The following is a 7,513-nucleotide window of genomic DNA, read 5'->3' on the forward strand; positions in this document are numbered from 1 at the left end:
CGGCCGAGCTACTCGGCCTTCCTCACGAGACGACCGTCCAGTGCGCGCTGATCCCCGTCGCCTGGACGATCGGCACGGACTTCAAGCCCGGCCGCCAAGTCCCGGTGACGGAGGTCGTCCACTGGGATTGCTGGTAGCGTCCGGCCGGCGATCCAGACGGTCAGCGCGCAGGCCGCGTACCCGGCGCCCAGGAGGCTGGAGCCCGCCCAGCCGTGAGTGGCGAAGACGGCGGTGGTCGTCGCCGCGCCCAGGGCGGAGCCGAGGGAGTAGAAGACCATGTAGCCGCCGACGACGGTGCTGGTGCGGTCCGGGTGCGCGGCGGTGAGCAGGTGCTGGTTGCTCACGTGCACGGCCTGGACCGCGAGGTCGAGCAGCACGATCCCGGCGACGAGCGCCCACAGTGCCGCCGGCAGTTGCGCGATGGCCGCCCATGACAGGACGAGCAGGGTGAGCGCGAGGCCGGTGACCGGGCCCGCCCGGCCCGCGTCCGCCCACCGTCCCGCGCGGGCCGCGCCCAGCGCGCCGGCCAGCCCGGCGAGGCCGAGCAGCCCGATCCGGCTCTCGCCCAGCTGCCATGGCGGGCCCGCCAGTAGCAGGGACAGACCACTCCACAGGGTGCCGAACGAGGCGAAGAGGAAGAAGGCGATGAGCCCGCGCGTCAGGAAGAGCCGCCGCGTGAACAGCGCGCCGAGTCCGGCGACGGCCTGCCGGTATCCGGCGGTCCGGCCGGGGCGCTCCTCGCTCGGCAGAGCGGTCCGGCCGGGGCGCTCCTCCTTCGGCAGGGCGGCCAGGACGACGACGGCCAGGCCGAGCGCCGGCACCGCGAGCACGGCGTACACGCTCCGCCAGCCCCACAGGTCGGCGAGCGCACCGGTGACGACCCGCGCGCCCAGGATGCCGGCCACGACGCCCGAGGTCACGACCCCGATGTTGCGCCCGCGTTCGGCCGGAGGGGAGATCGAGGCGGCGTAGGCCACCGTGATCTGCACCACGACCGCGAACACCCCGGCCGCCGCGAGCCCCGCGAACGCCACCCACGCGACCGGCGCCGACGCCGTCAGGATCAGGCCCGCCGCCGTGAGCGCCAGGTGCGCGGCGATGAGCCGCCGCCGGTCGAGCAGGTCCCCGAGCGGCACCAGCAGCACCAGCCCGGCCAGGTAACCGAGCTGGCCGGTCGCCACGATCCAGCCGGTCAGCTCCGCCGGAACGCCGAGATCACGTCCCATCGGCTCCAGCACCGGCTGCGCCGCGTAGACGCTCGCCACCGCGACACCGCACACCACCGCGAGCAGCCACCGCCGCCACCCGTCCATCGCTTCCCCCGATCAGTAGCAGATTGCAACTGTTTCGACCGTAGGACATAATGGTTTCAATTCGCAACTGATTGGGAGAGGGCTCATGGAACGCGACTGGACCGACCCCGAGTGCCCCGTGGCCCGGGCGCTCGACCTCGTCGGCGACCGGTGGAGCCTGCTCGTCGTGCGCGACGCGATGGACGGGGCGCGCTCGTTCACCGAGTTCCAGCGGCGCACCGGCGTCGCCCGCAACATCCTCACCGACCGCCTGCGCCGGCTCACCGCGGCCGGGCTCCTCGCCCAGCGCACCGCGCCGTCGGGCCGGCGGCAGGAGTACGTGCTCACCGACGCCGGCCGCGACCTGTTCCCGGTGATCCTCACCCTGCGGCAGTGGGGGGAACGCCACGCCTTCGCCCCGGGGGAGAGCCACTCCACTCTCGTCGACCAGCACGGCGTCCCCGTCCCCGAACTCACGCCGACCGGCGCCGACGGCGCCCGCCTCGACACCGCCACCACCCGCGTGCGCAAAGTGGGGACAGACTGAAGCGGGCGTCGTCAGTTCCCGTGGACGGGGTTCTTCGCCACCCGCTTCTCCGACACCAGCAGGCGCACCGCACCCTGCCGGGAGGGCTCGGCGGCCCACACGATCCAGTGCCCGCCCACCTCGGCCGACTGCTTTCCGGGGTTCATCGAGAAGCCGTTCCCGTCGGGGGCGGGTTCGATGATCTGGAAGGTCACCTCCAGGCCGCGCTCGCGCGTCTCGGCCAGGACCTCGGCGACCGTGCGCCCGTCCGGGTCGTACCCTTCAAGTGCCTCGCCCTTCGCGCCGGCCATCGCGTTGTTCTCGTACGGCTCCGCGGCCCTGGCGGGGCGGCCCAGGTAGAGCACGCCCCTGCCGCTGAAACCCTTGCTGACGGTGACGGTCAGGGCACAGCCGGGACGGCCGTAGGAGCACCCTTCCGGTTCCAGACCGGAGCCAATGCGGTCCTTCTCGGTCGTACCGGAGAAGCCGAGCCGGAAGACCTTGCCGACCCCGGACGGGGAGGCGGGCCGCAGGTCCAGGGCGACGTCCAGGCCCAGCGCCTGGAACGCCTCGGTGTAGCGGGCGTGGTCGGCGAAGGGATCCTTGATCGTGGCGACGTACTCGTCCCCGCGCAGCTCGATGGCTATGGCGGAGTTGGCGTAGGCGGTGGGAAGGGCGTCCCCGCTGATCAGCGCCGGGCCCAGGACGGCCACGACGGTCAGCGCGGCGGCGGCGAGCAGACCGGTGACCACGACGCGGCCGCGGCGCCCGCGCCGGGCCGGGGGCACGGCGGCCATGGCCTTCATGAGCCGCTCTTCCTGGGCGATCAGGGCGTCCGGCGTGGGGGGCGGCACTTCGGAGCGGAGCCGGACGAGCTCGGACATCTCATTCATGGACGGGCTCCTCGCTGATGATCGTCATGGGATTGACTCCTCCGAGCTCCCGGCGCAGCTTCTCCCGCGCCCGGTTGATGCGCGACCGCACGGTTCCGAGGCGTACGTCCAGCGCCCGCGCGACCTCCGGATAGGTCAGGCCGGCCCAGGCGACCAGGAGCAGCGCGTCCCGATGGCCCTGCGGCAGCGTCGCCAGCGCCCCCGCCAGGCGGTGGCGGGCGGCCTCGGCGCTGACCCGGTCGTCGCTGCGGTCGGTGAAGGGAGCCGTCACCGGGTCGACGCCCGTTCGTTCGAGGACCCGAAGCTGGTGCACCTCCGTACGCCGGTGGCGGCCGATCAGGTTGGTGGCGATGCCGTACAGCCAGGGGCGGGCGTCCGGGCGGCTCAGGTCGTAGCGGCCACGCTGCCGGAACGCGGTCAGGAACGTCTCCGCCACCACGTCGTCGGCGGCGTCCACCCCCAGCCTTCTGGTGACGTACCGGGTGATGTCGGGCGCATGCCGGCGGAAGAGCGCGGCGAACGCCTCCGATTCGCGCAAGGAGCGCTCGATGTGGGAGGCGTCATCGCCGTCCGCCTGGCTCATGCCGCTCATGTCGTGGCCTTTCGGCGAAATATCAGCACAGCAGTTGTTGCCAGGCCGACGGCACTTGGTTCCCGATTCTCGTCAGCAGCGCACGGGGAGAGGGCCGGCCGTGATCGGGCGGGTCGCTTCGCCCGCGTCGAGCTCCAGGTGGGAGCCGGTGAAGGCGGCCCGCAGGCGGCGGTCGTGGGTGACCATGACGAGCGCGCCCCGGTAGGCGCTCAGCGCCTGCTCCAGGTCGTCCATCAGGCCGGGGGACAGGTGGTTGGTGGGTTCGTCCAGGAGCAGCAGGTTGGCCGGCTCGCTGACCACGCGGGCGAGTTCGAGCCTGCGGCGCAGGCCGGGGGAGAGGGACGCGACCGGCGCGTCGAGCTGGGCGGCGCGGAACAGGCCCAGCGCGAGCAGCGCGTCGGCGTGCCCGTCCTGATCTCCCGGCCGCCCGGCCGCGAACGCCTCCAACACCGTGCCCGCCCAGTACGTCGGCCCGTACGCCGGCCCGTCGTCCTGACGTAGGTGCCCCACGCGCGGCCTCCCGCGGACCGTGCCGGCGTCAGGGGTGAGCTCGCCGGCCAGCACGCGCAGGAGCGTGGTCTTGCCCGCCCCGTTCGGACCGGTGACCAGCAGCCGGGCTCCCGGTTCGACGCGCAGCGACTCGACCCGCAGGCGCTCGCCCACCCGCACCTCCGTCAGTTCCACGAGAGGGCCCGTGGTGACGTCGGCCGCGATGCGGGCGGCGAAGCGCAGCGGCCGCGGAGGCGGCGGAACCGGGGTCAGGTGGAGCCGGCGCAGTCGTTCACGAGCACCGCGGATCCTGCTCATCGCCCCGTGCGCCCGCGACCGGGCGCGGAAGGCGCCCGCCCCGCTGAAGGCGGCCGGCGCCTTGCGCGGGATGACGGCCAGCCGTTGCGCGTGCACGTCGGCCAGCCCCTCCGCGCGGGTCACCTCGGCGCGCCACTCCTCGTGCTCACGCGCCCAGCGCGCCCTGGCCGCCGACTTGGCCGCCAGGAAGCCGGCGTAGCCGTTGCCGTAACGGCGCACGGTACGCAGGTCGCCGTCCACCTCCACGATGGCGGAGGTGACCCGTTCCAGGAACAGCCGGTCGTGCGTCACCGCGACCAGGGTGCCCCGGTGCGTGCGCAGGTGCTGCTCCAGCCAGGCCACGGCCTGGTCGTCGAGGTCGTTGGTGGGTTCGTCGAGCAGCAGTACCTCGGGGGCCGCGGCCAGGGTCGCCGCCAGCGCCAGCCGGGATCTCTGCCCGCCCGAGAAGGTGCCGAGCGGGCGCGTGCGGTCCAGGTCCGGCAGGCCGAGCGCGTCCAGCATGATCTCGACCCGGGTGTCGGCCCGGTACCCGTCGCGGGCCTCGAACCGGGCGACCAGGTCGGCGTAGTCGTCCAGTTCGGCGGGCGTGGCGTCACCCAGGCCGAGCTCGGCCTCCCGGATCCGGCGTTCCAGCTCGCGCAGGTCCGCGAGCGCGAGATCGACGGCTTCGCCGGCGGTCGCGGTGAGGGGCAGGTCCAGTGTCTGGGCCAGGTAGCCGACGCCGCCGGGCGTCGCGAGGTCGGCGGCGCCGTTGTCGGGCCGGCAGCGTCCGGCGAGCAGGCGCAGCAGGGTGGACTTGCCGGACCCGTTGTCGCCGATCACGCCGACCTTCTCGCCGGGCTTGACCGTGAGCGAGACCTCGTTGAGCACGATCGTGTCGTCATACCGCTTGGTGACGCCGGACAGGATGAGCCGGGTGCCGGATGAAGGAGGCCCGATGCGCATGAAACTCCCGATGGGTCGATTGCGAGACGATCCGTCTCGTCTTGTTGCAAGGAGGACGATAGCCGTTCGCGCCTCCTGAGCGCAAGACGAACCGTCTCGTTTCGTTTCTCGGGAATCAGGACGCAGGCGAAGCGGGGTGTGCCGAGAGCCGTCGCGTACGGACGATGCCCCAGCCGACCAGCGCCGCCGCCACCATCGTAAGGAGGAGGCCTGCCACTGTGACCGCCTCCTGGAACTCCGCGCTCTGCCGCGCGCTCCACCCCGACGCGGCGATGTCACCGGTGAACAGCGCCGCGAGGACGGTGCCGATGACCGCGATGCCCGCGCCGGAGGTGACCTGGCCGGCGGTGTCGGTGAGCGCGGCGCCGATCGTGGTCCGCTCGGGCGGCAGGCCACGGAGCACGTTGACCCCGGCGACGACGCCGACCACACGCATCCCGGCCGCCGTGAGCACGAGGGCGAGCGCGACCCACATGTACCCGAACCTGCCCAGCACGGCGTAGACGGCCAGGCCGCCGACGACCGCCGCGGCGCTGAGCCAGGCGGCCCGGTCGAGCCCGGCCCGCCGGACGAACGGGCCGACGAACGCGCCGCCCGCGATGAGCACGGCGACCTGCGGCAACATCCCGACGGCGGCGAGTGCGGGCGTCCACCCCCAGTCGAGCTGCAACTGCAGCGTCACCATGTAGCCGAGACCGGCGGTCGCCAGCCCGGCCGCGGCCTTGAACGCCAGCCCGCTCGACACCAGCGGGTGCGCGACGAGCTTGAGGTCGAGAAGCGGATGACGCGCCGCGCGCTGGCGCAAGAGGAACGCGAGCGCCCCCGCGACGGCCGCCGCCGTGGCCGTCCACGCCGCCCAGGATCCGGCGCCCTCGTCCACGAAGAGCGTCGGCGCGATGAGCGCCAGCACGATCGTGGCCGTGCCCAGCGCCGCCCCCGCGCCGTCCACCGGATCGCGGTGCAGGCCGGCCGGGTCGTCGGCGGCGATGCCCGCCCGGATCCCGATGATCGCGAGCACTGCGATCGGCACGTTCACCAGCAGCAGGGCCTGCCAGGGCGCGACCGCGAGCACGAGGCCGCCCGCCGTCGGGCCGAGCGCGAGCCCGGCCAGGCCCACGGTCGAGATGAGGGTGGTCGCGCGGACACGCAGGCCGTCCTCCTCGAACAGGCGGAAGGCCAGCGCCATCGAGCCCGGCGTCGTCATCGCGGCCGCGACCCCCATCGCCACCCGTACGGCGATGAGCTGCTCGGCCGTGCGCACCAGGACGGTCGCCAGGCCGGCCACGCCGAGCAGGACCAGCCCGGCGAGCATGACCCGGCGCCGGCCGAACCGGTCGGCGAGCGCGCCGAAGGCCAGCATCGACCCGCCGAACACGACCGCGTACGCGCCCGTCACCCACTGCAGCGCGGTCGTGGACGCGTGCAGTTCGCGGCCGATGGTGGGCAGCGCGACGTTCAGGATCGAGTTGTCCAGCATCTCGAAGAGGAACACCGCGGACAGCCCCGCCAGGGCCACCCAGGCCTCCCGCAACGAGCGCGGCGCACCCGCGGTCTGCTCCAGCACTGAGATCTCCTTCGTGGGAAAGGCCCTGCTTGAATGAACGCGCGGGTGAGGGCCCACAACTAGATTAAGCGACTAAATTTAGTCACACAAGAGAGTGAGGTCGGATGCCCAGAACGGGAGAGCGTGGCGGGCCGCGGACGCGGGCCAAGATCTCGCAGGTCGCGACCCGGTTGTTCCTGGAACGCGGCTTCGACGCCGTCACGGTCGCCGAGATCGGGCGGGAGGCCGGCGTGTCGAGCGTCACGGTCTTCAACCACTTCCCGCGCAAGGAGGACCTGCTCCTCGATCGCGGGGAGGACGCCGTGGCGATCCTGCGCTCGGCGGTGCGCGACCGCGCCGCGGGCGCCGACGTGCTGACGTCCCTGCGCGACGCGACCCTCCGCCTCGCCGACGAGCGCCACGCGCTCTCGGGGTTGAAGGACGGATCCGTCCCCTTCTTCCGGACCGTCGCGGCCTCGCCCGCACTGATCGCCCGCGCCCGGGAGATCGCCGCCGACCTGCAGCGGGTCCTGGCGGACGAGCTCGAACGCGACCCGGACTTCGACGGCGACGGCCCGCTGCTCGCCGCCTTCTTCATCGCCGGTTACGGCAGCGTGCTGGTGGAGACCGCGCGCCGCCTCATCGCGGGAGAGCCGCAGCAGGCCGTGGTGGACGACCACCGGGCCCGCCTGGAACGCCTGTTCGCCGCCCTGCGTGACGGGGTGATCCCGCGTCCGTGAGCGCCTGGCCGGATGCGGACGCCCGCCTTGACGCGAGGGAGCGGCGTCGAGGACATTGACTGCACGGTAGGTCAGGCGGGCGCGGACACCCCGGGGGCGGCTGAGGCGTCTCCTGGCCGGGCGTGCGGTGAGGCGCGGTTCCGGCCGGGCTTCTCGGCTCCGACGGGGTGAGGTG

Annotated in this window: 7 protein-coding genes; 2 read left to right on the forward strand and 5 right to left on the reverse strand. The window is 73.3% G+C overall.

What is annotated here, in order from left to right; translation table 11 throughout:
* Positions 1 to 8: 8 nt before the first annotated feature.
* Positions 9 to 1,313 (reverse strand): MFS transporter, encoded by a 1,305-nt coding sequence (locus AB0C28_RS30420; RefSeq protein ID WP_358079332.1) that lies wholly within the window; start codon positions 1,311 to 1,313, stop codon positions 9 to 11.
* Positions 1,314 to 1,398: 85 nt separating this feature from the next.
* Between AB0C28_RS30420 and AB0C28_RS30425 the strand changes: the two genes are divergently transcribed.
* A complete protein-coding gene (locus AB0C28_RS30425) occupies positions 1,399 to 1,839 on the forward strand; it encodes a helix-turn-helix domain-containing protein (RefSeq protein WP_357861508.1) in 441 nt (146 codons plus the stop codon).
* A gap of 11 nt (positions 1,840 to 1,850) precedes the next feature.
* On the opposite strand, the gene AB0C28_RS30430 is transcribed toward AB0C28_RS30425, so the two are convergent.
* From AB0C28_RS30430 to AB0C28_RS30445, 4 genes are all read right to left on the reverse strand, one after another.
* Positions 1,851 to 2,711 (reverse strand): hypothetical protein, encoded by an 861-nt coding sequence (locus tag AB0C28_RS30430; RefSeq protein WP_357861506.1) that lies wholly within the window; start codon positions 2,709 to 2,711, stop codon positions 1,851 to 1,853.
* A complete protein-coding gene (locus tag AB0C28_RS30435; RefSeq protein WP_357861504.1) occupies positions 2,704 to 3,303 on the reverse strand; it encodes an RNA polymerase sigma factor in 600 nt (199 codons plus the stop codon). The genes AB0C28_RS30430 and AB0C28_RS30435 overlap by 8 nt, the downstream gene beginning before the upstream one ends.
* A 72-nt stretch (positions 3,304 to 3,375) precedes the next feature.
* The gene (gene abc-f, locus AB0C28_RS30440) at positions 3,376 to 5,055 is read right to left on the reverse strand and encodes a ribosomal protection-like ABC-F family protein (protein ID WP_358079335.1); all 1,680 of its coding nucleotides are present in this window, start codon (positions 5,053 to 5,055) and stop codon (positions 3,376 to 3,378) included.
* 115 nt (positions 5,056 to 5,170) lie between these two features.
* Positions 5,171 to 6,619 (reverse strand): MFS transporter, encoded by a 1,449-nt coding sequence (locus AB0C28_RS30445; protein WP_358079337.1) that lies wholly within the window; start codon positions 6,617 to 6,619, stop codon positions 5,171 to 5,173.
* A gap of 104 nt (positions 6,620 to 6,723) precedes the next feature.
* On the opposite strand from AB0C28_RS30445, the gene AB0C28_RS30450 reads away from it, so the two are divergent.
* Positions 6,724 to 7,338 (forward strand): TetR/AcrR family transcriptional regulator, encoded by a 615-nt coding sequence (locus tag AB0C28_RS30450; protein WP_357861498.1) that lies wholly within the window; start codon positions 6,724 to 6,726, stop codon positions 7,336 to 7,338.
* Positions 7,339 to 7,513: the final 175 nt, after the last annotated feature.

The organism is Nonomuraea sp. NPDC048892 (genome assembly GCF_040649735.1).
Classification (GTDB): Bacteria; Actinomycetota; Actinomycetes; order Streptosporangiales; family Streptosporangiaceae; genus Nonomuraea; species Nonomuraea maheshkhaliensis.

Bases quoted from the DNA above. Each gene is read 5' to 3' on its own strand.
- AB0C28_RS30430 (WP_357861506.1), bottom strand. From the start codon at position 2,711: ATGAATGAGATGTCCGAGCTCGTCCGGCTCCGCTCCGAAGTGCCGCCC.
- AB0C28_RS30420 (WP_358079332.1), bottom strand. From the start codon at position 1,313: ATGGACGGGTGGCGGCGGTGGCTGCTCGCGGTGGTGTGCGGTGTCGCG.
- abc-f (WP_358079335.1), bottom strand. From the start codon at position 5,055: ATGCGCATCGGGCCTCCTTCATCCGGCACCCGGCTCATCCTGTCCGGC.
- AB0C28_RS30450 (WP_357861498.1), top strand. From the start codon at position 6,724: ATGCCCAGAACGGGAGAGCGTGGCGGGCCGCGGACGCGGGCCAAGATC.
- AB0C28_RS30425 (WP_357861508.1), top strand. From the start codon at position 1,399: ATGGAACGCGACTGGACCGACCCCGAGTGCCCCGTGGCCCGGGCGCTC.
- AB0C28_RS30435 (WP_357861504.1), bottom strand. From the start codon at position 3,303: ATGAGCGGCATGAGCCAGGCGGACGGCGATGACGCCTCCCACATCGAG.